The sequence below is a fragment of the Streptomyces sp. NRRL S-920 genome (assembly GCF_000717945.1).
Taxonomy (GTDB): Bacteria; Actinomycetota; Actinomycetes; order Streptomycetales; family Streptomycetaceae; genus Streptomyces; species Streptomyces alboniger.
This window is the reverse complement of sequence record NZ_JODF01000061.1, coordinates 15005-39232: the sequence shown is the minus strand read 5'-3', so window position 1 is coordinate 39232 and position 24228 is coordinate 15005. Positions and strand designations below refer to the sequence as shown.

The window sequence follows — 24228 nt, the reverse complement described above, 5'->3', positions numbered from 1 at the left end:
CCCGGACGCCGCTGCACGGCGGGGCTTCCCCCCCCCCCGACCACCCCCCGATGCCGGGCAAACGGGCGAGTGGGCGGGGAAGCCCCGCCGTGCAGCGGCGTCCGGGCGCCCCGGGAACCAGGGGCAGCGCGCCCAACCCCCCGCCCTTCGGCCACCACTCGATGCCGGGCAAACGGGCGGGTGGGTGGGGAGGATCCGCCGCGCAGCGGCGGGGCAGGAGATGGCGCCCCGCACGCGAAGGCGGCCGCAGGGCACGCCCCAGGGCCCGGCGGCCCACTGGAAGGAGAGCGCCCGTGTCGCTGATCGACAGCCTCGCCCGCCTGGAAGCGGTCACCGCGGACCGCGCCCAGCCGAGAGCGACGACCCGGCACCGGCACATCTCCGACCGCCCCCTCGTCCTCGTCCCGCTCACCACCGCCGGCGAGGCAGGCGCCCCCCTCGGCGCCCTCGTGGGGTCGGAGCGCACCTCGCCCCGGCTCCTCGTCGTGCCCCAGCCCCGCGACCGCGACCTCCGCTTCGCGTTCCTCGCGCAGCTCGCCGAGATCGTCCTGCCGTACATCGAGTCGTACGCGGACGACGTCGAGGCCGCCGAGCGCAGCGAGACCGACCCGGAGACCGGCAAGCGCGTCAAGGTGGAGGTCGAACTCTGCGCGGACGCCCCGCAGCTGATCGTCCCGAGCCGCGCCGGAATCGAGTACGTACGGCTCCTCGGCCGTTCCATGCGCTTTCGCCGCACCGCCGAGCAGGACCCCGAGGCGCCCTACCCCGCGCCTGCCCGCGTGCCGCTCCTCGGCCGCTGGCTGACGCACTTCGGGGAGCGCGCCCGCGTCCCCGGCTCATCGCTGCTGGTGGCCATGACCGAGCTGCTGTCGCGGCACTGGGCCACCGGCCAGTCCAGCCTGGAGGACCAGCACCTGGGCGCCCTGCTCGCCTGGATCGAGGCCCCGGAGGGCGGCTCGGGCTCCGCGGCCGCGCTCCGCGCCGAGCTGGCGCGCGACAAGGACGGCCAGCTGCTGTGCCCGCCCGCGGGCCCGGCCACGGACCCGGCGTTCGACAACGACCTGCTCGCCCCGGCCATCGAGCGCTACGACCGCGCCCGCACCGCCCTGGCCGCCGCCGAGGACGGCATCGAGGCGGACGAGCGGCTGGCGGCGCTGACGGCCGCCGAGCGGGAGATCCACGCCCTGGTCGAGAGCAGGACCCGCCCCACCTGGGACGCCGTGTGGCGCGGCGTCGACGCCCTGTGCACCCTGCCCGTCGCCGCGCACGACGCGGACCGGTGGACCCGCGACCGCTGGTCGTTCACCGGGCACCGCGACCGCGTGACGGCGGGCGAACCCCCGCAGCCCCGCGTCGACGACGCGATCACCGCGGCGAACAAACTGGCCACGCGCGAGCGCGAACAGGCCCGCCTCGACGCCCAAGAGGCCCTGGACGACCCGCTGGTGATGGCGGGCCGCCGCCTCGCGGGCGAGGCCTTCGCGGGCGAGGTGACGGAGGTCGTCATGGCGTACAGCGAGGCCAGGACGCCGAGGCCGCGCCCCCTGGTCAGCGTCCGCACGGAGGACCGCCCCCACCTCGGCGAGCGCACGAAGGTGTACCGCTCGCTCCAGGGCAAGCCGCAGACGGCCGAGTTCGTGGCGTACGAGAGCGTGGGCGGCGAGGAGACGGTCGTACTGCGTCTCATGGACAAGATGGGCCGCGGCAAGGAGCCCGAGCCCGGGTCCGTTCCCGAGAAGGGCGAGCGGATCTGCTGGACGCTCTTCGAGCACGAGCAGCGCGGCGGCCCCAAGCTGCCCGACCCCGAGGCCACCCCGTGGACGCACGGCGGGCCGCCGTCGGACGCCGCGGAGTCCCCTGACCCCGTGACCGCGGAGGACACCCTGTGATGCAGCTCGCCCCGCCCGCGGGCGGCGCCTTCGACCCCGGCGCCGAGGCCGCGCGCGCCACGGACGCGATCCTCCACGACACGCTGCACGGCACGCACCGCGGCGTCGTCGTCGACTCCCCGCCGGGCGCGGGCAAGTCGACGCTGGTGGTCCGCGCGGCGCGTGAACTGGCCGCGGCCGGCCGCCCCCTGATGGTGATCGCGCAGACGAACGCGCAGGTGGACGACCTGGTCCTGCGGCTCGCCGAGAAGGACCCGGAGCTTCCGGTGGGCCGTCTGCACAGCAGCGACCCCGACCCGTACGACAAGGCGCTCGACGACCTGCCGAACGTACGCAAGTCGACCAAGGCGGCCGACCTCGCCGGCCTGGACGTCGTCATCTCGACGGCCGCGAAGTGGGCGCACGTGAAGGTGGAGCAGCTCGACGCGCCGTGGGGGCACGCGATCGTCGACGAGGCGTACCAAATGCGTTCGGACGCGCTGCTCGCCGTGGCGGGGCTCTTCGAGCGGGCGCTGTTCGTGGGGGACCCGGGGCAGCTCGACCCGTTCTCGATCGTCGGCGCGGAGCAGTGGGCGGGGCTTTCGTACGACCCGTCGGCCTCCGCCGTCACGACGCTGCTCGCCCACAACCCCGAACTGCCGCAGCACCGCCTGCCGGTGTCGTGGCGGCTGCCCGCGTCGGCGGCGCCGCTCGTCTCGGGGGCCTTCTACCCGTACACGCCGTTCCGCAGCGGCACGGACCACGGGGACCGCGCGCTGAACTTCGCGGTGCCGTCGGACGGTTCGGCGCCGGACCAGGTGATCGACGAGGCGGCGCGGGCGGGCTGGGGCCTGCTGGAGCTGCCCGCGCGGAACACACCGCGTACGGACCCCGAGGCGGTCCACGCGCTGGCCCAGGTGGTCCGGCGCCTCCTGGACCGGGGCGGCGCGGCCACCTCGGAGCGCGGCCCCGACCCGGCCCCGCTCACGGCCGACCGCATCGCCGTCGGCACGGCCCACCGCGACCAGGCGGCAGCGGTCCGCGCGGCCCTCACCGACCTCGGCGTCACGGACGTCACGGTCGACACCGCGAACCGCCTCCAGGGCCGCGAGTACGACGTCACGGTCGTCCTGCACCCCCTGTCCGGCCGCCCGGACGCCACGGCCTTCCACCTGGAGACGGGCCGCCTGTGCGTCCTGACCTCCCGCCACCGGCACGCCTGCATCGTGGTCTGCCGCGCGGGCGTCGACCTCCTCCTGGACGAGCACCCCTCGACGGAGCCGGTCCAGCTGGGCGTCACGGTGAAGTTCCCTGACGGCTGGGAGGCGAACCATGCGGTGCTCGCCCGCCTCGCGGAACACAGGGTCCGCTGGCGGCCTCTCTAGCAGGGCCCCTGAGGGGCGCCACCCGTGCCCCTGGCGGGGTCTTATCAGGGCCCACTTGTGCGGCAAGGGAGAATGGAAGACGGTCGGACGCCGTGCAGGCGGCGCGCACGCACGTATGAGGAGGACCCCACCATGGCGGAGCCCGAGCGGCCCCGGACCGAACAGCGCATGCGTCCCGCGCCCCTGCTCTTCGAGCCCGCGGAGGCGGCGGCCGACCCCGAGCACTTCTTCGATCTGGAGGCGATCGAGGACCCCCGTGAGCTGCTCGACCGCGCGACCGAACTGACGCACGCGTTCCGGGCCGCGACCGACCGGTCCATCGAGTTCCAGGCGATCGCGGCCGCCCAGCTCGCCGACCCCCGCCGCTTCGACCGGCTGACGCCCGCACTCATCGCGGAGCGCGCGGAGTGGACCGAGGACTACGCGAAGAAGATGGTGGAGTTCGGCCGCGACCTGCTGCGCGGGGGCCCCGCCCGTTGAGACGCGTACGCGTACGTGGACGGGTACGCGACCGCTGAGACGCGGTGTATCCGGCTGCCGGTACGCGATCTTTCGGCATATGCCAAGGGGGCAAGGTACTCCACGTCCCCTCCCGCTGTCCCGGCTTCCCGCAACTCTCGGCAAGGGAACGCTCACTACCGGTACATATTTCCGCCATGAGTATCTCCCGCGTCCGCGACACCTGCGCCGTCACCGCCGAGGGAGCCGCCTGGCTCGCCTCCGCCGAAACGTATCCGCGCAGCACCCTCGCCCACTGGCGCACCCGGCCCAGCGCCCCCGCCGTGCTCCCCTGCGGCTCCGCCTTCGACGTGGTGAGCGTTCCCGCGGTCTTCGGGCGGCGGATGCTCGACCGGTTATGGGAGGACGGGCCGGGCTCGGGCCCCGTCGCCGCCCACCGCGGCCGCATGCTGCTCTTCGCCGCCCCCGGCACCGCCCCGCGCCTGCCCTCGCTCCTGGAGTGGGAGGAGTGGGGCTCCGCCGTCCCCTCCGTCCTCTGCCACGGCACGGGGGACGCGGTCACCGTGCCGCCGCTCGGCGGCGCCCCCGACACCCCCGCCGACGGGCCTGCCGACCGCCTCGAATCGCGCTGGCTGGTGGCCCCGGACACCCGCCACCCCTGGCTGCCGGGGCCCGAGGTGATGCTCTGGGCCTGCGTCCGCGCGGCCCGCTCGGCGGCCTCCTCCGCGGTCCGCGTATCGATTTTTCCTGGCGGCGATCAGGGTGCTAAGGTCTACGACGTCAGCAGGCGCCGCTAGCTCAGTTGGTTAGAGCAGCTGACTCTTAATCAGCGGGTCCGGGGTTCGAGTCCCTGGCGGCGCACAGACAGTGAGAAGCCCCTCGTGAGAGCGAGGGGCTTCTTGCATGTGTACCCGCATGTGGTGCACATGGGGTGCGCGTGTGTGAGGGGCGCGCGTATGCCGTACGCCCTCTCAGTCCACCGCCACCCTCACCGTCCACGCCCCCGACGCCGTCCGCGCCTCCACCTCCACGCGTACGTCCTCCTCCGGCACCGAGAAGGTCTCCCCCACCCGCACCGGAGCGTCCGCCAGCTGCGGGTACACCGAGTCGCCCCAGCAGGACTCCGACTCCGGGTGGGCGTCGAGGACCTTGATGGGGCCGCCGCCCGACGCCGTCCCGCCCTGCACCTCGTAGACAAGTACGCCCTCCGTGCAGGTCGCGTGGTCGTTGCCCGCCGCGCCCCGCGCCTCCAGGACGATCGCCGTGTCCCGGCCCGTGCGGACCACCGCGAGCCTGGTGCCGCCGAGGGCGCCGCGCACGGCCGGCGCCCCCAGCGGCTCCAGGGTCAGCCGCTCGGCGCCCGCCGCCACACAGCGCACCTGCTGCGGCTCCAGCCAGCCCAGCTTCCACTTGTGCCAGCCGAAGAGGTCGGGGGCGAGGCCGAACTGGCTGCCCATGAGGTCCCAGTCCCCCACATGGGTGTCCCAGTCGCCCTTGCCGTCGGTCGGCCGGTGGTAGAGGTCGGGCAGGTCGAAGACGTGGCCCGTCTCATGGGCCAGGACGTTGCGGTCCGGCGGGTGCCGCTCGAAGACCGTGACGATGCGCCGGATCTCCGTCCCGTCGGCCCGCATCGGCCGGTCGAAGTTCACGACCTTCGTGGCGTCCGAGTCGACGCCGGGCGCGTCCGGGTCCGCGACGAAGTAGACGATGTCGTACCGGGAGAAGTCCACGTGCGGATCGGCGGCGGCCAGGGCGTCGCGCAGATAGGCGGCGCGGCGCTGGGCGTTCCAGTCGCGCTTTATGTCGTACTCCCTGGACCCCCGCGGCATCTGGACCCACTCCCGCCGCGGGTCCGGTCGCAGCTCGAACTTCCCGTAGGAGGCCCGGTCGAAGAACTGACTGGTGGCGGGGAAGTGGTCGGCGGCCAGTTCCTCGGGCGTGGTCGCCGGCGGGGAGTCCGGGAAGGACAGGAAGACCATGACCGCGTTCAGGGTCCTGACCGGGCGGGGATAGGCGGGGTTCCAGGTGTCGAGCCCCTCCGAGTGGTGCGCGGTGGTGCGGCGCAGGGCGCAGGGGCCGGCGGCGCCCTCGGCGACGGCGGGGCCCGCGACGAGCGAGGTGGCGGCCAGGGCGGTCAGCGAGGTGAGCAGCGCCGCGGTGCTGCGCAGCCGGGGGTCCCGCCACGGCTTGGGATCCCCCCACGGCCCGGAATCCCCCCACAGCCCGGGATTCCTCCACGGCCCGGGATTCCTCCACAGCCTGGGGTTCCTCCATGGCCTGGGGTTCCTCCCTCCACGGGTGAGTCCCCTACGGGGGAGCTGACGCGGCACGTCGACCTCCGGGTGCGGAATGCGGGACACCCCACCCACCTTGTGTTGATTTGTAGAACTTCGCCCTGTTTGTCTGGCCCTTCCGGGTGAGAGGGGCACAGCGGGGCGACACCCCGACCGCTCACGGAACGTCACAAGCGATCGGGCCGTGACGGAACCAGTTCACTGCCGAGCAGAAACGATCTGCCATCGGCGATGGGCCACCCCGCGTCCCGCGCCATGGCTGGATAGGTCATCTGGTGGACCTCTATGATCGGCACACTTTCCTGCGCGGGCCCGGCCCCACACCGCCGCCCGCCACCTGCCCGCCGCCCGACGAGACCTGTTCGAGAACAACTGCACTGCGGGAGCAAGCGGTGAACGGAACGTCCCAAGGGCCCACCCCCACGGCGGCCACCACACCCGGCCGAGCCCGTCCTGTCGTCACGGAGCGTCGCGGCCCGGAGCGGGCCGACTACCACGGCGCCTTCGTCCACGCCCCCTTCCCCCTCGCCGTCGTCGACAGCGAGGGCCTTGTCGTCAGCGCCAACCACGCCCTGGACGCGCTCCTCGGCGCCGCCCCGGGGACGCTCTGCGGCCGCGTCGCCGCCGACCTCGTCGACCTGGCCTCCGACGCCCGCGCCTGGCACGCGTACCGCGAGGTGCTCCGCGGCCGGCAGGCCAAGCTGCGCTGCACGCGGCGCCTGAAACACCCCGACGGGCACTCCCTGTGGGTGCAGGTCACGGTCTCGCCGATGCCGGAGTCCGCCGAGCGGGGCGAGGGCAGGACCGTACTGCTCGCCGCCGCCGACATCAGCGCGCGCCGCGAGTTGCAGGCCCGGCTGCGCCACGTGCAGATGCACGACCCGGTGACCCGGCTGCCCAACCGCAACCTCTTCTTCGAGCGGCTCGCCTCAGCGCTCGAAGCGGGCGCCTACGACGACACGAGCACCGGCCGGATCGGCCTCTGCTATCTGGACCTCGACGGGTTCAAGGCGGTCAACGACACCCTCGGCCACCGGATCGGCGACCGGCTGCTCGCCGCCGTCGCGGAGCGGCTCACGCGCTGCGCCGACCAGGCCGGGTACGGCACCGTGACGGCGCCGCTGGTGGCGCGTCTGGGCGGCGACGAGTTCGCGCTGCTCGTCGAGGACTCGACGGGGACGGAGCAGTTGACGGACCTCGCCGACGCGGCCCTGAAGGCGTTGCAGGAACCCTTCGACCTGGCCGGCCAGCGGCTCTCCGTCTCCGCCTCCATCGGCGTGGTGGAGCGGCGCGCCGCGGGCACGTCCACGACAGGGCTGATGCAGGCCGCGGACACCACGCTGTACTGGGCGAAGACGGACGGCAAGGCCCGCTGGACGCTCTTCGACCCCGAGCGCAACGCGCACCGCATGACCCGGCAGACGCTCTCCAGCTCGCTGCGGCCCGCCGTGGAGCGCGACGAATTCGTCCTGGACTACCAGCCGTTGGTGGGCCTCGACGACGAGCGGGTGCGGGGCGTCGAGGCGCTGGTGCGCTGGCGGCACCCGCAGTTCGGGCTGCTGACGCCGAATCGGTTCATCGGACTGGCCGAGGAGGACGGGTCGATCGTGCAGCTCGGCCGCTGGGTGCTGCGGACCGCCTGCCGGCAGGCTCGGCGGTGGCAGCTGGCGCATCCGGAGCGGGAGCCGGTGTTCGTCAGCGTGAACGTGGCGGTGCGGCAGGTGTGGGACTCCGACCTGGTGGCGGACGTGGCGGAGATCCTCGCCGAGACCGGCCTCCCGGCGCGGCTGCTCCAGCTGGAGCTGACCGAGTCCGCCGTGATGGGCTCGGCGGGGCGGCCCCTTCAGGCCCTCCAGGCGCTCAGCGACATGGGGGTGCGGATCGCCATCGACGACTTCGGTACGGGGTACTCGAACCTGGCGTACCTGAGCCGGCTCCCGGTCTCCGTCCTCAAACTGGACGGGTCCTTCGTACGGGGCTTCCAGTACGAGGAGGGGGAGGCGCACAGCAACCCCGCCGACGCGGTCATCGTCGAGGCACTGGTCCGGCTCGCCCACCGGCTGGGGATCACGGTGACGGCGGAGTGCGTGGAGACCGCGGCTCAGGCTGCGCGGCTTCGGCGGATCGGCTGCGATACGGGGCAGGGGTGGCTCTACTCCCGGCCGGTGCCGGCGGATCGTATCTCCGCGCTGCTGCGGGGCGCCCCTTAGGGGGCGCGGGGAACGGCGCGCTCAGTCCTCTGCGGGCCGCACCGACCGCCCACAACTGCGGGTCTCACTGGGTTGCTCGCGCAGTTCCCCGCGCCCCTTACGGGGCGCTCCACACACCGCCCACCTCAAGCGCACCCCGCTCATGCCCCCGGCAAGTGATACGCCTCGGCGATGAGTTCGTACGAGCGCAGGCGGACCTCGCCGCTGTGTGCGTTGCCGGTGATCATCAGTTCGTCCGCGCCCGTCCGCTTGGCCAGGTCGTCCAGGCCCGTGCGGACCTGATCGGCGGTGCCGTGGATGACGTTGGAGTTCCAGTTGTCGACGAACTCCCGTTCCATCTCGCTGAAGGCGTACGCCTCCGCCTCCTCCGGCGTGGGGACCAGGCCGGGGCGGCCCGTGCGCAGGCGGACCATGTTCAGGGCCGCGGCCCTGACCTGGCGGCGGGCCTCGTTCTCGTCGTCGGTCGCCAGCGCCGATACGCCGATGAGCGCGTAGGGGGCGTCGAGGGCCGCGGAGGGCTTGAACGACTCACGGTAGAGGTCGAGCGCCGGGATCGTGTTCTGCGCGGAGAAGTGGTGCGCGAAGGCGAACGGCAGGCCGAGCACCCCGGCGAGGCGGGCGCTGAAGCCCGAGGAGCCGAGCAGCCACAGCGGCGGGCGGTGCGGGGACTGGACGCCGCCGGGCGAGGTCGCCTGGATGGGGCCGGGAACCGCGTGGATACGCCCGTAGGGGTGGCCGTCGGGGAAGTCGTCGTCCAGGAAGCGGGTCAGCTCGGCGAGCTGCTGCGGGAAGTCGTCGGCGCCCTCGTTCAGGCGTTCGGTGCGGCGCAGGGCGGCGGCGGTCGCGCCGTCCGTGCCGGGTGCGCGGCCGAGGCCCAGGTCGACGCGGCCCGGGGCCATCGCCTCCAGGGTGCCGAACTGCTCGGCGATGACGAGCGGGGCGTGGTTGGGCAGCATGACGCCGCCCGAGCCGAGCCGGATGCGTTCGGTGTGGGCGGCGAGGTGGGCGAGGATCACGGCCGGGGAGGAAGACGCGACGCCCGGCATGGAGTGGTGCTCTGCCACCCAGTAGCGGTGGTAGCCGCGGGCCTCGGTGAGCTTGGCGATCTCGACGCTGGTGCGCAGAGCGTCGGTGGCGGTGCGCCCGGCGCCAACCGTGACGAGGTCGAGCACGGACAGGGGCACGGGCGCGGCGCCCCGCCGCTCACCACGGATGCCCTCGCCACGGATGCCGTCGTCGAGGTTGCCGTCGCCGGTCGGGTCCACTGTCACTGGGGGTGCCTCCTGCACTGCGTACGTACGTCACGTGGCTACGCGAGCGCCAACAGGAGGCTCACTCCGTTTATTCCCGCGCTACCGTGCCGCCATGGCTGATCCCCTGAAGACCTTCGTCGACGGAGTCGAGGTCGAGGTGCCCAACACCCTCCCGGACATCCGCGCCGCCCTGCCCGAGGAGCGGCGCGCGGAGTTCGACCGGGCCATCAACGAAGCCGGGGTCGACGAGATCCACGCCGTGATGCGCCACTGGATGCTGGAGGCGGTGCCCGATCCCGACGCCGAGGCCCGGCTCGCCCGGCTGGCCTCCGACGAGGCCGAGAGGCGGGGCACGTCGTGAGCCCTCGCCACCGCAGGAGCCACCGCGTCACCTACGCGCCGCCCGCCGACGACACCCTCGCCAAGATGGGCGACGCCGAGGCGTTCCGCGCCGCCCTCGCCCGCACCATCGGCCGGGACCCGTACGGGCACGGCTCGACGCCCGTACGGGACGACCAGGACCGCAGGGAGGTGACGGTCGAGGGCGCCATCGTCCTGTACTACGTCTCCGGATCGGTCCAGACGTTAACGGTGGTCAGGCTGATCCTCAGCCCCTGACCGGCCCGATGCTCAGCCCCTGACCTGTACCAGTGGCTCCTTCGTGAACAGGGAGCCCAGCTCGGGGGCGTTCACCCGGCGCTCGGCGAGCCGCAGGGCCTCCCAGACGGTGACCTGATTGGCCGTCAGGACCGGTTTGCCGAGGGCCGTCTCCAAGTCGCGCACGTACGCCGCCGTATGCAGGGCCGTGTCGGGCAGGAGGACCGCCTGGGCGTCCGGGTGGTCGCCGTCGCGGGCCAGCGCGAGGACCTCGTCGCGGCCCCAGGTGCCGACCTCCGCCGCCGTGCTGACGCCGCTCCCCCGCGCCGCCACGACCTCCGCGCCCGCCGACTTCAGGAACGCCGAGAAGTGCCCGGTCACGTCGTCCGGATACGTCGCCGCGATCGCGACGCGGTCCGCGCCCACCTCCCGTAGGGCGTGGGAGAAGGCGAACGAGGTCGACGAGGCGGGCAGGCCCGCGGCCCGCGCGAGATCGCGGACCTGGTCGTGCGCGCCCTCCCAGCCGCGGACGAAACTGCCGCTGGTGCAGGCCCAGACCACCGCCTCCGCACCGGAGAGCCGCAGCTCCTCGACGCCGGCGGCGAGCCGCGCGGCCGAGCCCATCTCCAGGAGCGCGTCGACCCGGTGCGCGTCCTCGCCGATGTCCGTGTGGACGACCTGGAGCCGGACATCGCTGCCGAGCATCTGCTCCATGCGGGGATAGTCGTCCTCGGCCGAGTGCCCCGGGTAGAGAAATCCGAGTGCCGTCACGTCCAGCCTCCTCCTTCTGCGGATGGTCCCGCCGGTGGTCCCGCCGGTGGTCCTGCGGTGGGCCCTTCGGGCAGGCCCTGGGAGGGCGGCGGGTTCAGCGGGCTCGCGCCCGGCCGCGCCCCCGGGTCGATCAGTGCCTGGTAAGGCCCTACCGCACGCGTACCCAGCCGACGCAGCGCCGACCACATCGTCACCTGGTTCGCCGAGATCACCGGCATGCGCAGTTCCGCTTCCAGTTGCGGAATCACGTCGTACGTGGGGAGGTTCGTGCAGCTGATGAAGAGGGCGTCCACCCCGTCCCGGACCGCGCGGCGCGCCATGTCGGTCACGTCCCGGTAGGAGACCTTCCAGATGTGCCGGGTCAGGCCGAGGTAGGCGCGGGCGGTGACCGAGACGCCCGCCTCGGCGAGGTACTCCTCCAGGGCCCGCGTCACCGACCAGGTGTAGGGCGTGACGACCGCGATGTGCCGGGCGCCCAGCTCGCCCAGGGCCTCCAGGAGCGCGCCCGACGTGGTCACCGAGGCGACCGCGCCCTCGCGGGTCATGGCCTCGCACATCGCCCGCTCCCCCGCGGTGCCGCCGACGAAGCTGCCCGACGTACAGGCGTACGCGAGGACTTCGGGCTCGGCGACGGTCAGCGCGCGGACCGCGTCGGCGAGCGTCTCGTGCTCGCTGACCAGGCGGGCCAGGTCCAGGCTGACCTCGACCGGCACGTACGGGGTGCGGGTCAGGTGGAGGGAGACCTCGTCCGGGACCCAGCGCCACAGTTCGCGGTCGAGGGCGAAGTCGAAAGGGGCGACGACACCGACACCGCGTTGTGGGTGCGGTCCGCCGAGGAAGGAGACGTCCATGAGCAGGCCCCGAGTTCATGCGTGGTGAGCAGGGACCGGCCGGGGGCCGGGGACGAGCGATGCCGGCGACGCGCCGGGACGTCGGGACGGGGGAGGAGCACTCGGTTGTCGCAATGCCGGTACGGCTGTGCCTCTGTTGACGAAGGTAGGTTCGGGTGCGAGCGTGGTCAATCCGCACATCTCAGACGACCGAGCCTCACCTCTTCAGGGAAGCGGAACCTCATTGCGAAACGGTTTCCCCACGACGTCCGAATCGACGCCCGGACCCCCTCCTGGAACAACCGTTCTCGTCCTGGACGCCGAGCCCCCGGCGCCCCCGCCCCGCCTCGGCGGACTGACCGGCCGCGCCCGGATCCTGCACGCGGACGAGGCCTCGCTGGCCGGCCGACTGCCGCTCGCGGACGTCCTGCTGGTGTGGGACTTCACCTCGGACGCGGTGCGCCGGGCCTGGCCCGGCGGCGGCCCGCGGCCGCGCTGGGTGCACACCGCGAGCGCGGGCGTGGACCATCTGCTGTGTCCCGAACTCGCCGCCTGCGACGCCGTGGTGACGAACGCGCGCGGCGTCTTCGACCAGCCCATCGCGGAGTACGTCGCCGCGCTCGTCCTGGCCCTGGCCAAGGACCTGCCGCGCACCCTGGAACTCCAGCGCGAGCGCTCCTGGCGCCACCGCGAGACCCGGCGGATCGCGGGCACGCGCGCGTGCGTGGTGGGATCGGGGCCGATCGGCCGGGCCGTCGCGCGCACCCTGAAGGCCCTCGGGATCACCACCGCCCTGGTGGGCCGCACAGAGCGGCCCGGCGTGCACGGCGGCGACGACCTCGACCGGCTGCTGGCCCGCGCCGACTGGGTGGTGTGCGCGGCGCCGCTCACCGACGCCACTCGCGGCATGTTCGACGCGCGGCGCTTCGGCGTCATGCAGCCGTCGGCGCACTTCATCAACATCGGGCGGGGGGCCCTCGTCATCGAGGACGACCTGGTGGCCGCCCTGACGAAGCGGTGGATCGCGGGGGCGGCCCTCGACGTCTTCGCGCGGGAGCCGCTGCCCGCCGACAGCCCGCTGTGGACGGCGCCCGGTCTGCTCGTATCGCCGCACATGAGCGGCGACACGGTCGGCTGGCGCGATGAACTGGGCGCCCAGTTCGTCGAGTTGTACGAGGAGTGGGAGGCGGGCCGGCCGTTGCGGAACGTGGTCGACAAGGAACGCGGATATGTCCCGGGGCCCTGATCACGACGGGCACTGATCACCACTAGGAGGCCGGATGTCCGAACTCACGGATCTCACCGCCGTACAACTCGTCGACGGCTACCGCAAGGGCGAATTCAGTCCGGTCGACGCGGTCCGTGCCGTGCTGCGGCGGGCCGAGGAGGTACAGCCCGCGGTGAACGCGTTCGTGCGGATCGAGCCCGAGACCGCCCTGGAGCAGGCCGAGGCCAGCGCCGGGCGGTGGCTGCGGGGCGAGCCGCGGGGCCTGGTGGACGGTGTGCCGGTGTCGGTGAAGGACCTGCTGCTGATGCGCGGCGGCCCGACCCTGCGCGGTTCACGGACCATCCGGCCGCAGGGGGTGTGGGACGAGGACGCCCCGTCGGTGGCGCGGCTGCGGGAGCACGGCGCGGTCTTCACCGGCCGCACGACGACCCCGGAGTTCGGCTGGAAGGCCGTCACGGACAGCCCGCAGAGCGGTATCACCCGCAATCCGTACGACACCTCACGCACCTCGGGCGGCTCCAGCGGGGGCAGCGCGGCGGCCGTGGCGGCCGGCGCGGGCCCGCTGTCGCTGGGCACGGACGGCGGCGGCTCGGTGCGGATCCCGGCGGCGTTCTGCGGGATCTTCGGGCTGAAGCCGACGTACGGCCGGGTGCCGCTGTATCCGGCGAGCCCGTTCGGGACGCTCGCCCACGTGGGGCCGATGACGCGCGACGCGGCGGACGCGGCGCTGATGATGGACGTCATCACGGGCCCGGACGCCCGGGACTGGTCGCAGCTGCCTCCCACGGCCGGTGACTTCCGCGCGCGTCTCGGCGAGGGGGTACGCGGGCTGCGCGTCGCCTACTCCCCCTCGCTGGGCGGCCAGGTCGCGGTGCGGCCGGCGGTCGCGGCGGCGGTGCGGCGCGCGGTGGAGTGCCTCGCCGCGCAGGGGGCGTACGTCGAGGAGGCCGACCCCGACTTCCCTGAGCCGGTGGACGCCTTCCAGACCCTGTGGTTCAGCGGGGCGGCACGCGTCGTGCAGCACATGTCGCCCGCCCAGCGGGAGCTGCTCGACCCCGGGCTGCGGGAGGTCTGCGCGCAGGCGGCGCGGTACAGCGCGCTCGACTACCTCGCGGCGGTCGACGTACGCATGGATCTGGGGCGCCGCATGGGCCGCTTCCACGAGACGCACGACTTGCTGGTCACGCCGACGCTGCCGATCACCGCGTTCGAGGCGGGCGCGGAGGTGCCGAAGGGTTCGGGGCACCGGCGGTGGACGGGGTGGGCCCCGTTCACGTACCCCTTCAACCTCACGCAGCAGCCCGCCGCGACGGTCCCCTGCGGGGTGGATGGCGACGGCCTGCCCATCGGGGTGCAGATCGTGGGCGCGCGCCACGCCGACACGGTGGTGCTCCGCGCGGCGCACGCGTTGTACGAGGCCGGGGGCGGGGACATTGCGCCGCCCGGACGGGACGTTGCGCACACGCCCTGAGCGCGCCCGGGTCCGGGGCTAGGCGCGGCGGAAGTTCAGCGTCTCGCCCTGGGCGCCCGCGCGCCACAGGTCGTTGCAGGCCTCGGCCATGCGGTCGAGGCCTTCTACGATCTGGCCCCAGACGATGCCGGGGACCCAGCCGACGTCGCCGTTGAGGAGCAGGTTGTTGCGTTCGTAGAAGAGGGCGAGGTCGACGACGGTGGTGCCCGCCCGCACCTCGGCCTCCGGTTCGTAGCCGTACGCCTGTGTTCCCAATTCCGTGCCGGAAAAGGAGAAATAACAGAGATCCCCCGGAATAGGGGTGACTGTCGGATTCTCCAGGGGCGGCTCGCGGTCCGCGAAAGCCGGGAAAAGGGCGTAGATCTCATTGCGCGCGTATTTCGCGTGATAGACGTCCGAGCCGAGCGGAAGCGCCTCCCACACCGCCGCGCAGGTCACCGGAGCCCGGTCGTCGAGCAGCTTCGCCGTGCACTGAACTCCCCGCTTGGCGAGGGAGACTTCGATGAATCGGTCTGCCATGCGTCCCATGCTCCTCCCGGTGCTCCGCTCTGGGTCAAGACCACAACGATCGCATCAGGGGCTGGAATTCACCGGCATATCTCGCGTCGAGTCGGGTAGCCGCGCGCCCATGGCTCCACCACTTGGGAACAACGAGGGATTCACTGGCAGAGCGGTTCGCCGCCGCGCCCTGCTCACCGGAGCGGGCGGGGCGACTTTCGGCGCGCTCGGGGTCTCGGCATGCAGCCGGGTCCCGGAGGAGGGGAAGGTCGAGGGGGGCGATCTGCTGGACCGCCTGCGCGACAGCGGCACGGTCAGGATCGGTGTCGCGGGCGAGGTCCCGTTCGGATACATCGACGAGAACGGCGAGGTCACCGGGGAGGCGCCGGCCATCGCCAAGGTCATCTTCCCCCGCCTCGGCGTGCCCGAGGTCAAGGCGGTGCCCACGAAGTTCGGCGCGCTGATCCCCGGCCTGACGCAGGCGCGTCAGTTCGACGTCGTGTCGGCGGGCATGTACATCAACCCGACGCGGTGCGAGCAGGTCCTCTTCTCCGATCCCGACTACCTCATGCTCGACTCCTTCATCGTGAAAAAGGGCAACCCGCACGGCATCAAGGGCTACGCCGACATCGTCAAGAAGGGCCTGAAGCTGGCGAGCGGCACCGCGTACGCGGAGATCGACTACGCCAAGGCCGCGGGGGTGAAGGACGTACTCGTCCTGCCCGACCAGGTGGCGGGGCTCGACGCCGTCGCCCAGGGCCGCGTCGACGCCTTCGCGGGCACCAACGTCACCGTACGCACGGTGATCAAGAAGAACCCGCGGGTCGAGGCGACGAAGCCCTTCCAGCCCGAGGTCGACGGCAAACCGGCCTACGGCGCGGGCGGCTTCGCCTTCCGGCTGTCCGAGAAGAACCTGCGGGACGCCTTCAACAAGGAGCTGCACAAGCTCAAGAGGAGCGGCGAACTCCTGCGGATCGTGAAGCCGTTCGGATTCACGGAGGCGGAGATGACGGATCTGACCGTGCGGAAACTGTGCCCCCCTGCGAAGGGCCACTCCTCATGATGTCGTCGGAGTTCTTCGGGAACTGGTTCCTGCCCGGCATCTGGATCACCGTCCAGGTCACCCTCCTCAGCGCGGCCCTCGCCTTCGTGATCGCCTTCCCGATCGGCGTGCTGCGCACGAACCGGCTCTGGATCGTGCGGTTCCTCGCCGGGGCCTACTTCGAGATATTCCGCAGCACGTCGTCGCTGGTCTTCATGTTCTGGATCGCGTTCACCGTGCCGCCGGTCTTCAACATCAGCTTCCAGCCGATGTTCGCGGGCGTGCTCGCGCTCGGCATCACCTACGGGGCGTACGCGTCCGAGATCGTGCGCGGTGCGCTCGCCGCGGTGCCGCCCGCGCAGCGCGAGGCGGGCATCGCCCTGAACTTCACCCCGGCGCAGCGACTGCGCCGCATCGAACTGCCGCAGGCCTGGCCGGAGATGATCCCGCCGTTCAACAACCTGCTCATCGAGCTGCTCAAGGGCACGTCGCTGGTCTCCCTCATCGCGGTGGGCGACATGACCTTCGCCGGTGACCTGCTGCGCCTCGTCAAGAACGAGAGCGCCCCGATCTACACGCTGCTGCTCGCCCTGTACTTCGTCTTCGCGTTCATCCTCACGCGCGGCATGCGGCTCCTGGAGCGGCACGCCAAGAAGCGGGTCGGGCAGGCACCCGCGACGAAGACGGGTCTGTTCGGCGGCATGCGCGCCACGTCGTCGATCGACGCCGTCGCGGGTACGGGGGCCGCGAAGTGAACTGGAACTGGTCGCACGTCGACGACTTCATGCCGCTCTTCTGGGACGGTGTGGAACTCACCCTCAAGGCGCTGTTCTTCGGCACCCTGATCGCCTTCTCCCTGGGCCTGGTCTGGGCGATCGCCCAGCGCTCGGAGAAGAAGTGGATCCGCTGGCCGGTCACGGTGGTCACCGAGTTCATCCGGAACACCCCGCTCCTGGTGCAGCTGTTCTTCCTGTTCTACGTGGTGCCCGAGTGGGGCCCCTCGATGTCCCCGCTCACCACGGGCATCGTCGGGCTCGGGCTGCACTACTCGACGTACACCTCGGAGGTCTACCGGACCGGCATCGACGGCGTACCCGCCGGGCAGTGGGAGGCGGCGACCGCGCTCAGCCTCTCCAAGCGCCGCACCTGGACGGCCGTGATCCTGCCGCAGGCGGTGCGCCGGGTGATCCCCGCGCTCGGCAACTACGTGATCGTCATGCTCAAGGAGTCGCCGCAGATGGCCGCCATCGGCGCCCTCGACATGCTGGGCCAGGCCCAGGGCTACAGCCAGGCGACCTTCACCTACGAGGCGATCAGCGTGGTCGGCGCCGCCTTCATCGTCATCGCCTACCCGGCCTCTCTTCTTCTGCGAGTTTTGGAGCGTCGCCTTGTCCGCTGACAGCAGCACTTCCCAGGAAATCCCCAACCCGGCCGTGGACGGCAGCGAGCTGATCCGCTTCGACAAGGTCGTCAAGCGCTACGGCTCGAACACCGTCCTGGACGAGCTGGACTTCTCCGTCGCCTCCGGTAAGCACGTGACGCTGATCGGCCCCTCCGGCTCCGGGAAGACCACGATCCTGCGGCTGCTCATGACGCTGGTGAAGCCCGACGAGGGCACCATCAAGGTGGGCGCCGACTACCTCACGCACGAGGAGCGGAACGGCAAGCTCGTCCCGGCCGGCGAGAAGCACGTACGCGAGGTCCGCAAGAACATCGGGATGGTCTTCCAGCAGTTCAACCTCTTCCCGAACATGAAGGTGCTCAGGAACATCACCGAGGCGCCCGTCAGCGTCCTCGGCCTGTCCAAGGACGAGGCGGAGCAGCGCGGCCGCGAGCTGCTCGACCTGGTCGGCCTCGGCGACCGCTGCGACGCGTACCCCTCGCAGCTCTCGGGCGGCCAGCAGCAGCGGGTGGCCATCGCGCGCGCCCTGGCGATGCGGCCGCAGATCCTGCTGCTCGACGAGGTGACCTCCGCGCTCGACCCGGAGCTGGTGGCGGGCGTCCTGGACGTGCTCCGCGACATCGCGCACACCACGGACATCACGATGCTCTGCGTGACCCACGAGATGAACTTCGCCCGGGACATCTCGGACCAAGTGCTCATGTTCGATTCGGGCCGGGTCATCGAGTCCGGCTCCCCGGAGAAGATCTTCACCGAGCCCGAGCACGAGCGGACCCGGGAGTTCCTCAGCGCGGTGCTGTGACACCGGCATATGCCAAGGTGGCGCGTTCCTGCTGACAGCGGCCGGAGCGCGCCACCAATGTGGTCAACATCCTCTCCCTATACACCACTTGACGGCTATCGTGGGGCGAGCCCGACTGTCCGGAACCGTTCCACGCAGGGGGAAGCCGTGGCGTTGAAGCACAAGGCGACCACGCCGCACGACTCCGTCCAGAGCGCCCTGCGGGTGCTCGAAACCGTCACCCGGCACGGCTCGGGCGTCACCACCGCCGGACTCGCCCGCGAGGCCCGCCTGCCCGCGACCCGCCTCGCACCCCTGCTCCGCATGCTGCTCCGCGAGGGGTACATCGAGCAGACCGCCGACGGCACGTACACCGCCGGGGAGTCCCTGAGCCGCCTCGGCTCGGCCCACCACCGCGACGAGGCGCTGCGCGAGAAGCTCCAGCGCACCCTGGACGGTCTGCGCGACTCCATCGGCGCCGCGGTCTACATCAGCCGCTATGTGGACGGCGAGGTCCGCGTCACCGACTTCGCCGCCGGGCCCCGCACCCCCGCGGTCAACGAATGGGTGGACTTCCGCTCCTCCGCCCACGCCAGCGCCATCGGCAAGAGCCTGCTCACCCAGCTCGACGTGAGCGGCCGCCGCGACCACCTCGCCCGCCACAAGATGGCCCGCCTCACCTCGCGCACGATCACCAACGAACGCGTCCTGCTCAACCGCCTCGCGGCCCAGCCCGCCACGGTCCCGGTCCTCGACCTCCAGGAGTACGCGGTCGGCACGGTCTGCGCGGCCGTCCCGATCACCGCCGGTTCCTCGGTCGGGTGCCTCGCGCTGTCCCTGCCGGTGGAGCACGCGCACCGGCTGCGGGAGGCGGCGGACACCTTGAATCGCGGGGCGGGCCGGGTACTGCTGTCCCTCGCGATCTAGTCCGGTTCGAAGCACCCTTCGGGACCAGGTATTATTTACGAGTCAGCAGGCGCCGCTAGCTCAGTTGGTTAGAGCAGCTGACTCTTAATCAGCGGGTCCGGGGTTCGAGTCCCTGGCGGCGCACTTGCGAATGCCGAAAGGGCGTTCCCGGTCTTCCGGGGACGCCCTTTCGCGTATGACGGTGCCTCGGGGTGCGTATCACCGCGCCCTGGCCTGCGTACGACCGCACCTCGGGGGTGCGGAAAACCGCACCCCATCTCAACGGCAACCCCCATACCGCCGCTGACCTGCACTTTCTAGCGTTTCCTCCATGGACCTCATGACTCTCGCGCTCCCCCAGGAACCCGCGGACGGCATCGCGGGCTGGGCCGCCGACCTCGTCGACACCCTCGGCGGCCCCGGCGCCGGACTCGCCATCGCCCTGGAGAACCTCTTCCCGCCCCTGCCCAGCGAGGTGATCCTGCCGCTGACCGGCTTCGCCGCCGGGCAGGGCGTGATCAGCCTGTTCTCCGCGCTGTTCTGGACCACCCTCGGCTCGGTGGTGGGCGCGGCCGCCCTCTACGGCATCGGCGTCCTCTTCGGGCGCGAGCGCATGCACACCCTGTGGGGCAAGCTGCCGCTGGTCAAGGCGTCCGACCTGGAGCGCACCGAGGCGTGGTTCGCCAAGCACGGCACCAAGGCCGTCCTCCTCGGCCGGATGGTGCCGATCTTCCGGAGCCTGATCTCCGTACCCGCCGGTGTGGAGCGGATGCGGCTGCCGGTCTTCCTCGCCCTGACCACGCTCGGCAGCCTGATCTGGAACTCCGTGCTCGTCATGGCCGGCTACTGGCTGGGCGACCAGTGGGACGCGGTCGAGACGTATGTGGGGCTCCTCTCCAAGGCCGTCCTGGTGCTCGTCGTCGTGGCGATCGCGGTGTACGTGGTGGTGCGGGTGAGGTCACGGAACCGGCCCCGAGCGGACGCCGAGGCCCGCCACCGCCGCGCCGGATAGGGGTCGGCTAATGTCGGACGGCGTGAAGGAACCCGTGGCCGCCCCGTTCCTGCTGAGGGTCCTCGGCGTCCTCATCGGCTGCCTCACCGCCCTGCTCGGCCTCCTCTACTTCCTCGTCGCCGGCACCGCCCTCGGCGCCTTCCTGCTCTCGCCGTCCACCCGGGGCCGCGCCCACGCGCTGCTCGCCTCGGGCGCGCGCAGGCTCACCGGTCTGGAGCGGCGGCGGCGGTCCGTCTTCTTCCACGACACGTTCCCCGAGCACCACGCCTCCGACCAGCAGATCCTGCGCTACCTCGCGGCCCGTACGTACTCCGGGCTGCTCTGCGGTGTCGTGGTCGGCCTCGTCGACTTCGGCGCGGTCCTCGCGGGGATCTTCGCGGTCTCGCTCGCCACCCACTCCTCGATGACCTGGGTGGACGTCGTCAGCCAGGTCGTCCTCGGCGGCACCCTGCTCTTCCTCGCCGTGCAGGGGCTGCGCGCGCTCACCGACCAGGACGCCCGGCTCGCCCGCGAGTGCTTCGGCCCCTCCGAGCGGGAGCTGATGCAGCGGCGTATCGACGAACTGGCCACCAGCCGCGCCGCCGTCGTCCGGGCCGTCGACGACGAGCGGCGCCGCGTCGAGCGCGACCTGCACGACGGCGTCCAGCAACGGCTCGTCGCCCTCGCCATGCTGCTCGGCCGGGCCCGCCGCGGCCGCACTCCGGAACGGGCCGACGCCCTCCTGGAACAGGCCCACAAGGAAGCCCGGGAAGTCCTCACCGAACTGCGCGAAGTGGCCTGGCGCGTCTACCCCAGCGCCCTCGACCACCTCGGCCTGCGCGAGGCACTGGGCGGCGTGTCGGAGCGGTGCGCCCTTCCCGTACGCATGGAGTACGACGTACCGGATCCGCTGCCGTCCGCCGTCGAGACCGCCGCCTACTTCGTCGTGTCGGAGGCCGTGACCAACGCCGCCAAGCACTCATCGGCGGAGGAGATCTCCGTGCGCGTGACCGCGAGCGGGGGCCGCCTGACCGTGCTCGTCCAAGACAGCGGAACCGGCGGCGCCGATCCCGCCGGCAGCGGCCTGACCGGGCTGCGCGGCCGGGTCGCCGCGCTCGACGGCACACTGCGCGTCGACAGCCCCCTCGGGGGACCCACCACCATCACCGCGGAGCTGCCGTGCGCGTAATCCTCGCCGAGGACTCGACCCTGCTGCGGGAGGGCCTGGTCCGGCTGCTCGCGGAGGAGGGCCACGAGGTGCTCGCCGCCGTGGGCGACGCCGAAGCGCTGCTCGCGGAGGTCGAGGCGAGGACCCCGGACGTCGTCGTCACCGACATCCGCATGCCGCCGGACCACACCGACGAGGGCCTGCGCGCCGCGGTGCGGATCCGCGAGCGGCGCCCCGAGATCGGCGTACTCGTCCTCTCCCAGTACGTGGAGCGCAACTACGCGACCCAGCTGCTCACTTCGAGCGCCGAGCGGGTCGGCTACCTCCTCAAGGACCGGGTCGCGCAGGTCGAGGAGTTCCTGGAGGCGCTGGAGCGGGTGCACGCGGGCGGTGCCGCCATCGACCCCGAGGTCGTACGGCAGTTGCTGATCCGCACCACGCACAGCGACCCGCTGACCCGCCTCACCCCCCGCGAACGAACCGTCCTAGAGGCACTCGCGGAGGGCCACACCAACGCGGCGATCGGACACAAACTGCACATCTCGCTGAGCGCGGTGGAGAAGAACCTCAACGCGATCTTCGACAAGCTGGGGCTCTCCCGCACCGAGGGGTACAGCAGGCGGGTGCTGGCGGTTCTGCGGTACTTGGAGTCCTGAGGGGGGTCGGGCGGCGCGAGCGGCTACGACAGTACGACCCCGTCCATGACCAGCGCCGCCGCGAGCCCCGCGGCCAGGAGCCAGGTGCCGAGCCTGGTCCGGCCGCGGCGGCTCAGCTCGATCACTCCGCCGCACAGGATGAGCAGCAGCCCGTACACCCCGACGACCAGCACGGACGACCGGCTCGCCAGACGCAGCGCGAGGACCACGGCCGCCGCGGCCATCAGCAGCGAGGCCGCCGCGATACGGGCGCGGCGGGCGCGGGCGGCGGGGGTGGGGCCGGGGGGCGGGGTGTCGTGGTCCGCGGGGTCGGACTGGACCGGTGCGTCGGACTGGTCGGGCGTGCTCATGGTTGTGGATCGTAATCGCTCACGCGAGCGGGGGCCGGGGACTTGTGTTCGTTCGCCACGGATGTTCGCCACGGATGTTCGCCATGGACCCCTCACCCCCGCAGATAGGCGAGGACCGCGAGCACTCTGCGGTGGGTTCCGGCCGCCGGGGGGAGGTTCAGCTTCCCGAGGACGTTCCCGATGTGCTTTCCCACGGCCGCTTCCGAGATGACCAGTTCGTCGGCGATCGCCGCGTTCGACTTGCCCTCGGCGACCAGCGCGAGCACCTCGCGCTCGCGCGGCGTCAGCAGCTCCAGCGGATCACGGCGCCGCCGCAGCAACTGCCGTACGACTTCCGGATCGACGACCGTCCCTCCCGCCGCGACCCGCACGAGCCCCTCGACGAACTGCTCGACCTGTCCCACGCGGTCCTTGAGCAGATAGCCGACGCCGGTGCCGTCGCCGGTGTCCAGCAGCTCGGCGGCGTACGACCGTTGCACGTACTGGCTCAGTACGAGTACCGGCAGCGTCGGCCGCGTCGCCCTGAGCGCGACCGCCGCCCGCAGCCCCTCGTCCTGGAAACCGGGCGGCATCCGCACATCGGTGACGACGATGTCCGGTTCGTACGCCGACACGGCGTCCCGCAGCGCGTCCGCGTCGCCGACCGCGGCGACCGTCTCGTGCCCGAAGCGGCCGAGGAAACCGATCAGCCCCTCGCGCAGCAGCACACTGTCCTCGGCGAGGACAACTCTCAGGCTGCGGGGGCGGATTGGGCTCGGGGTTCGCACGGGATCTCCACGGACAGGGTGGTCGGGCCGCCCTGAGGGCTGGTGACCGTCAGTGTGCCATCGAGGACGGCGAGGCGGTCGGCGAGGCCGGTGAGACCCGTACCGCGGTCGGGGTCGGCGCCGCCGCGGCCGTCGTCGTACACGTCGACGCGCAGGACGCCGTCCGTGTGGGCGGCGGTGACGCGGACCCGGGTCGCGCCGCTGTGCTTGCCGACGTTGGCGAGTGCCTCGCGGACGGCGAAGTACCCGGCGGACTCCACGCTTTCGGGCAGGCGCGGCAGTCGGACCCCGGCCGTCTCCACGGGTACGGGGCAGCGGTCCGCCACGTCCTCGATGGCCGCGGCCAGGCCGTAGTCGGCGAGAACCTGCGGGTGGATGCCGTGGATCAGCTCGCGCAGCTCGGCGAGGACGCGGCCCGCCTCGTCGTGGGCGGTGGCCAGTCTGTCGGCGAGGGCGCTGCCGGGGGCGGCGTCGAGTCGGGCGAGACCCAGGCTCATCGTGAGCGCGACCAGCCGTTGCTGCGCGCCGTCGTGCAAGTCGCGTTCGATACGGCGCCGTTCGGCCTCGAAGGCGTCGACGAGGCGGGCCCGGGAGCGGGTGACCTCGGCGAGACCCGCGGCGAGTTCGGAGTCGCGCGGGGAGAGCAGGAGGCGGGCGAACGCGGCGCGGCCGGCGGCGTAGGCGCCGAGGGGGTAGGCCAGTACGAGAAGCAGCGCCAGGCCGATGAGCGCGGTGGCGCCGGCCGCCGGGTAGGTGTCGACGAGCCACAGCTTGGCGGGGCGGATGCCGTTGCCGGGACCGCCGGCGGCGGCGAGGTGGGCGGGGGCGGCGACGAGGAGGGCGGGGAGGGCGACGGTGCAGGCCAGGACGGTGAGGTCCAGGAGCCACAGGACGAGGGCGAACAGGAGGGTGTAGGCGAGTTCGCGCCAGGTGGCCTGCTCTTTCACGCGGAGCCGGAACCAGGCCGGGATGCCGGGCGCTTTGGGGGTGCGGTGGGGGGAGGGGGCGGGGGCGGGGTCGACGAGCAGCAGGCGGCGGCGTTCGAGGGCGGCGACGGGGATGCCGGTGAGGGGGAGGGCGGCGAGGAGGGGGAGCCCGACTAGTACGAGGGTGAGCGCGGCGCCCACGGCGGTCAGGGCGAGGCCCACCACCAGGGTGAGGGCGCCGAGGAGGGCCCCGCCCAGCAGGTACGCGCCGCTTCGCCACGGCGCGGCGCTTCTCAGATACCGCCGCCGTGGCAGCTCGGTCCATACGCTGTGCTGGGGCATGGCTTCTACGGTAGGCCGCGCCGCACAGCGACT

At 72.4% G+C, this 24228-nt stretch carries 25 protein-coding genes and 2 tRNA genes; 19 read left to right on the top strand and 8 right to left on the bottom strand.

Features of this window, described 5'->3' with window-relative positions; translation table 11 throughout:
- Nucleotides 1–293 precede the first annotated feature (293 nt).
- From IG54_RS0130935 to IG54_RS0130915, 5 genes are all read left to right on the top strand, one after another.
- Nucleotides 294–1889, top strand: coding sequence for a hypothetical protein (locus tag IG54_RS0130935; protein WP_030792080.1), 1596 nt, complete (start codon nucleotides 294–296; stop codon nucleotides 1887–1889).
- Nucleotides 1889–3253 (top strand): AAA domain-containing protein, encoded by a 1365-nt coding sequence (locus tag IG54_RS0130930; protein ID WP_030792078.1) that lies wholly within the window; start codon nucleotides 1889–1891, stop codon nucleotides 3251–3253. The genes IG54_RS0130935 and IG54_RS0130930 overlap by 1 nt, the downstream gene beginning before the upstream one ends.
- A 132-nt stretch (nucleotides 3254–3385) precedes the next feature.
- Nucleotides 3386–3733 carry a hypothetical protein gene (locus IG54_RS0130925; protein ID WP_030792076.1) on the top strand — a complete coding sequence of 116 codons (348 nt, stop codon included), beginning with the start codon at nucleotides 3386–3388 and terminating at the stop codon, nucleotides 3731–3733.
- Nucleotides 3734–3909: 176 nt separating this feature from the next.
- On the top strand, nucleotides 3910–4509 hold the full coding sequence (locus IG54_RS39740; RefSeq protein WP_030792074.1) for a bifunctional DNA primase/polymerase: 600 nt from the start codon (nucleotides 3910–3912) through the stop codon (nucleotides 4507–4509).
- A tRNA-Lys gene (locus IG54_RS0130915) sits at nucleotides 4500–4573 on the top strand. The genes IG54_RS39740 and IG54_RS0130915 overlap by 10 nt, the downstream gene beginning before the upstream one ends.
- Before the next feature lie 110 nt (nucleotides 4574–4683).
- On the opposite strand, the gene IG54_RS0130910 is transcribed toward IG54_RS0130915, so the two are convergent.
- Nucleotides 4684–6072 carry a M6 family metalloprotease domain-containing protein gene (locus tag IG54_RS0130910; RefSeq protein WP_106977135.1) on the bottom strand — a complete coding sequence of 463 codons (1389 nt, stop codon included), beginning with the start codon at nucleotides 6070–6072 and terminating at the stop codon, nucleotides 4684–4686.
- Between the two features lie 326 nt (nucleotides 6073–6398).
- On the opposite strand from IG54_RS0130910, the gene IG54_RS0130905 reads away from it, so the two are divergent.
- Nucleotides 6399–8216, top strand: coding sequence for a putative bifunctional diguanylate cyclase/phosphodiesterase (locus IG54_RS0130905; RefSeq protein ID WP_030792069.1), 1818 nt, complete (start codon nucleotides 6399–6401; stop codon nucleotides 8214–8216).
- Between the two features lie 140 nt (nucleotides 8217–8356).
- Here the strand turns inward: IG54_RS0130905 and IG54_RS0130900 are convergent, their stop codons facing one another.
- Nucleotides 8357–9487, bottom strand: a complete 1131-nt coding sequence (locus IG54_RS0130900) for an LLM class flavin-dependent oxidoreductase (protein WP_420712301.1) — start codon at nucleotides 9485–9487, stop codon at nucleotides 8357–8359.
- 94 nt (nucleotides 9488–9581) lie between these two features.
- On the opposite strand from IG54_RS0130900, the gene IG54_RS0130895 reads away from it, so the two are divergent.
- Together IG54_RS0130895 and IG54_RS0130890 are read left to right on the top strand one after the other, a co-directional pair.
- On the top strand, nucleotides 9582–9830 hold the full coding sequence (locus tag IG54_RS0130895; protein WP_030792063.1) for a hypothetical protein: 249 nt from the start codon (nucleotides 9582–9584) through the stop codon (nucleotides 9828–9830).
- Nucleotides 9831–9895: 65 nt separating this feature from the next.
- Nucleotides 9896–10087, top strand: coding sequence for a hypothetical protein (locus IG54_RS0130890; protein ID WP_051820189.1), 192 nt, complete (start codon nucleotides 9896–9898; stop codon nucleotides 10085–10087).
- A gap of 12 nt (nucleotides 10088–10099) precedes the next feature.
- Here the strand turns inward: IG54_RS0130890 and IG54_RS0130885 are convergent, their stop codons facing one another.
- Both IG54_RS0130885 and IG54_RS0130880 read right to left on the bottom strand, forming a co-directional pair.
- Nucleotides 10100–10837 carry a decarboxylase gene (locus IG54_RS0130885; protein ID WP_030792058.1) on the bottom strand — a complete coding sequence of 246 codons (738 nt, stop codon included), beginning with the start codon at nucleotides 10835–10837 and terminating at the stop codon, nucleotides 10100–10102.
- Nucleotides 10834–11688 carry an aspartate/glutamate racemase family protein gene (locus IG54_RS0130880; RefSeq protein ID WP_037898050.1) on the bottom strand — a complete coding sequence of 285 codons (855 nt, stop codon included), beginning with the start codon at nucleotides 11686–11688 and terminating at the stop codon, nucleotides 10834–10836. Before IG54_RS0130880 ends, IG54_RS0130885 begins: the two co-directional genes overlap by 4 nt.
- 223 nt (nucleotides 11689–11911) lie before the next feature.
- Here IG54_RS0130880 and IG54_RS0130875 point away from each other — a divergent pair, with 223 nt between their 5' ends.
- Both IG54_RS0130875 and IG54_RS0130870 read left to right on the top strand, forming a co-directional pair.
- Nucleotides 11912–12913 carry a D-2-hydroxyacid dehydrogenase gene (locus tag IG54_RS0130875; RefSeq protein ID WP_051820185.1) on the top strand — a complete coding sequence of 334 codons (1002 nt, stop codon included), beginning with the start codon at nucleotides 11912–11914 and terminating at the stop codon, nucleotides 12911–12913.
- A 34-nt stretch (nucleotides 12914–12947) separates the two neighbouring features.
- The gene (locus IG54_RS0130870) at nucleotides 12948–14366 is read left to right on the top strand and encodes an amidase (protein ID WP_051820183.1); all 1419 of its coding nucleotides are present in this window, start codon (nucleotides 12948–12950) and stop codon (nucleotides 14364–14366) included.
- Between the two features lie 18 nt (nucleotides 14367–14384).
- On the opposite strand, the gene IG54_RS0130865 is transcribed toward IG54_RS0130870, so the two are convergent.
- Complete coding sequence (locus IG54_RS0130865) at nucleotides 14385–14885, bottom strand: DUF3830 family protein (protein WP_030792048.1); 501 nt, start codon at nucleotides 14883–14885, stop codon at nucleotides 14385–14387.
- 109 nt (nucleotides 14886–14994) lie between these two features.
- On the opposite strand from IG54_RS0130865, the gene ehuB reads away from it, so the two are divergent.
- The 9 genes from ehuB (at nucleotide 14995) to IG54_RS0130820 (ending at nucleotide 21810) form a co-directional block, all read left to right on the top strand.
- Nucleotides 14995–15927 carry an ectoine/hydroxyectoine ABC transporter substrate-binding protein EhuB gene (ehuB, locus tag IG54_RS0130860; RefSeq protein ID WP_030792045.1) on the top strand — a complete coding sequence of 311 codons (933 nt, stop codon included), beginning with the start codon at nucleotides 14995–14997 and terminating at the stop codon, nucleotides 15925–15927.
- Nucleotides 15924–16661 (top strand): ectoine/hydroxyectoine ABC transporter permease subunit EhuC, encoded by a 738-nt coding sequence (gene ehuC, locus IG54_RS0130855; protein ID WP_078594721.1) that lies wholly within the window; start codon nucleotides 15924–15926, stop codon nucleotides 16659–16661. Before ehuB ends, ehuC begins: the two co-directional genes overlap by 4 nt.
- Entirely contained in the window at nucleotides 16658–17305 is a 648-nt protein-coding gene (gene ehuD, locus IG54_RS0130850; RefSeq protein WP_030792039.1) for an ectoine/hydroxyectoine ABC transporter permease subunit EhuD, read from the top strand. The genes ehuC and ehuD overlap by 4 nt, the downstream gene beginning before the upstream one ends.
- A 34-nt stretch (nucleotides 17306–17339) precedes the next feature.
- The gene (gene ehuA, locus IG54_RS0130845) at nucleotides 17340–18110 is read left to right on the top strand and encodes an ectoine/hydroxyectoine ABC transporter ATP-binding protein EhuA (RefSeq protein ID WP_420712302.1); all 771 of its coding nucleotides are present in this window, start codon (nucleotides 17340–17342) and stop codon (nucleotides 18108–18110) included.
- A gap of 147 nt (nucleotides 18111–18257) precedes the next feature.
- Nucleotides 18258–19016: an IclR family transcriptional regulator gene (locus tag IG54_RS0130840; protein ID WP_030792033.1), complete on the top strand. Its 759-nt coding sequence runs from the start codon at nucleotides 18258–18260 to the stop codon at nucleotides 19014–19016.
- A gap of 49 nt (nucleotides 19017–19065) precedes the next feature.
- Nucleotides 19066–19139: transfer RNA gene (locus IG54_RS0130835), tRNA-Lys, on the top strand.
- A gap of 187 nt (nucleotides 19140–19326) precedes the next feature.
- A complete protein-coding gene (locus IG54_RS0130830) occupies nucleotides 19327–20007 on the top strand; it encodes a DedA family protein (RefSeq protein ID WP_030792030.1) in 681 nt (226 codons plus the stop codon).
- A gap of 22 nt (nucleotides 20008–20029) precedes the next feature.
- Nucleotides 20030–21175 carry a sensor histidine kinase gene (locus tag IG54_RS0130825; RefSeq protein WP_234336404.1) on the top strand — a complete coding sequence of 382 codons (1146 nt, stop codon included), beginning with the start codon at nucleotides 20030–20032 and terminating at the stop codon, nucleotides 21173–21175.
- Nucleotides 21166–21810, top strand: a complete 645-nt coding sequence (locus tag IG54_RS0130820) for a response regulator transcription factor (protein WP_030792025.1) — start codon at nucleotides 21166–21168, stop codon at nucleotides 21808–21810. The genes IG54_RS0130825 and IG54_RS0130820 overlap by 10 nt, the downstream gene beginning before the upstream one ends.
- Before the next feature lie 23 nt (nucleotides 21811–21833).
- On the opposite strand, the gene IG54_RS0130815 is transcribed toward IG54_RS0130820, so the two are convergent.
- The 3 genes from IG54_RS0130815 to IG54_RS0130805 all read right to left on the bottom strand — a co-directional run bounded on the left by IG54_RS0130815 (nucleotide 21834) and on the right by IG54_RS0130805 (nucleotide 24195).
- Nucleotides 21834–22160 carry a hypothetical protein gene (locus IG54_RS0130815; protein WP_030792022.1) on the bottom strand — a complete coding sequence of 109 codons (327 nt, stop codon included), beginning with the start codon at nucleotides 22158–22160 and terminating at the stop codon, nucleotides 21834–21836.
- A 92-nt stretch (nucleotides 22161–22252) separates the two neighbouring features.
- Nucleotides 22253–22927: a LuxR C-terminal-related transcriptional regulator gene (locus IG54_RS0130810; protein WP_234336403.1), complete on the bottom strand. Its 675-nt coding sequence runs from the start codon at nucleotides 22925–22927 to the stop codon at nucleotides 22253–22255.
- Nucleotides 22891–24195, bottom strand: a complete 1305-nt coding sequence (locus IG54_RS0130805; protein ID WP_030792017.1) for a sensor histidine kinase — start codon at nucleotides 24193–24195, stop codon at nucleotides 22891–22893. Before IG54_RS0130805 ends, IG54_RS0130810 begins: the two co-directional genes overlap by 37 nt.
- Between the last annotated feature and the right edge of the window lie 33 nt (nucleotides 24196–24228).

What these genes read in the sequence shown, in the direction of transcription:
- IG54_RS0130930 (WP_030792078.1), top strand. Translation starts at nt 1,889, where the DNA reads ATGCAGCTCGCCCCGCCCGCGGGCGGCGCCTTCGACCCCGGCGCCGAG.
- IG54_RS0130925 (WP_030792076.1), top strand. Translation starts at nt 3,386, where the DNA reads ATGGCGGAGCCCGAGCGGCCCCGGACCGAACAGCGCATGCGTCCCGCG.
- IG54_RS39740 (WP_030792074.1), top strand. Translation starts at nt 3,910, where the DNA reads ATGAGTATCTCCCGCGTCCGCGACACCTGCGCCGTCACCGCCGAGGGA.
- IG54_RS0130895 (WP_030792063.1), top strand. Translation starts at nt 9,582, where the DNA reads ATGGCTGATCCCCTGAAGACCTTCGTCGACGGAGTCGAGGTCGAGGTG.
- IG54_RS0130890 (WP_051820189.1), top strand. Translation starts at nt 9,896, where the DNA reads ATGGGCGACGCCGAGGCGTTCCGCGCCGCCCTCGCCCGCACCATCGGC.
- IG54_RS0130880 (WP_037898050.1), bottom strand. Translation starts at nt 11,688, where the DNA reads ATGGACGTCTCCTTCCTCGGCGGACCGCACCCACAACGCGGTGTCGGT.
- IG54_RS0130870 (WP_051820183.1), top strand. Translation starts at nt 12,948, where the DNA reads ATGTCCGAACTCACGGATCTCACCGCCGTACAACTCGTCGACGGCTAC.
- IG54_RS0130865 (WP_030792048.1), bottom strand. Translation starts at nt 14,885, where the DNA reads ATGGCAGACCGATTCATCGAAGTCTCCCTCGCCAAGCGGGGAGTTCAG.
- ehuB (WP_030792045.1), top strand. Translation starts at nt 14,995, where the DNA reads ATGGCTCCACCACTTGGGAACAACGAGGGATTCACTGGCAGAGCGGTT.
- ehuC (WP_078594721.1), top strand. Translation starts at nt 15,924, where the DNA reads ATGATGTCGTCGGAGTTCTTCGGGAACTGGTTCCTGCCCGGCATCTGG.
- IG54_RS0130830 (WP_030792030.1), top strand. Translation starts at nt 19,327, where the DNA reads ATGGACCTCATGACTCTCGCGCTCCCCCAGGAACCCGCGGACGGCATC.
- IG54_RS0130815 (WP_030792022.1), bottom strand. Translation starts at nt 22,160, where the DNA reads ATGAGCACGCCCGACCAGTCCGACGCACCGGTCCAGTCCGACCCCGCG.
- IG54_RS0130805 (WP_030792017.1), bottom strand. Translation starts at nt 24,195, where the DNA reads ATGCCCCAGCACAGCGTATGGACCGAGCTGCCACGGCGGCGGTATCTG.